Origin of the sequence: Chimaeribacter coloradensis, assembly GCF_002858715.1 — a bacterium.
GTDB lineage: Bacteria > Pseudomonadota > Gammaproteobacteria > Enterobacterales > Enterobacteriaceae > Chimaeribacter > Chimaeribacter coloradensis.
The window spans coordinates 1-517 of the sequence record NZ_PJZH01000073.1 but is presented as its reverse complement, the minus strand read 5'-3'; the positions used below and the strand labels follow the sequence as shown (position 1 = coordinate 517).

At 58.8% G+C, this 517-nt stretch carries 1 protein-coding gene; it reads right to left on the bottom strand.

Features of this window, described 5'->3' with window-relative positions; genetic code table 11:
• On the bottom strand, nucleotides 1–517 hold a 517-nt coding region (locus CYR32_RS21185; RefSeq protein ID WP_175578843.1), incomplete at both ends, for a PhoH family protein.

The window sequence follows — 517 nt, the reverse complement described above, 5'->3', positions numbered from 1 at the left end:
GTCATACAGCGGGCGCAGGTACGGGTCGACTTTCTGGCTGAGGTCACCCGGCAGGAAGCCCAGTTTTTCACCCGCCTCTACCGCAGGGCGGGTGAGCATGATGCGGCGGACTTCCTGGCGCTCCAGGGCATCTACGGCCGTTGCCACGGCCAGGTACGTTTTCCCGGTCCCGGCAGGGCCGATACCGAAGGTAATGTCGTTGTCCAGAATATTGGCAATATACTGGGCCTGATTAGGGGTACGGGGTTTCACCATGCCGCGTTTGGTGCGGATGGTCACGGCTTTGCCATAGTCGGGCACGCTTTCGGCGGTCTGCTCCAGCACATGGCTCTCTTTGATAGCGAGATGGATTTGCTCCGGATCGATATCGGCGATTTCACCGCGCAGCGGCGCCGTTTCTACATAGAGATGGCGCAGGATGTCAGCAGCAGCCTGAACAACCAGGCTCTTGCCGACCAGCTTAAAGTGATTGTCGCGGCGGTTAATCTCGATGCCTAACCGGCGTTCAAGATGTTTG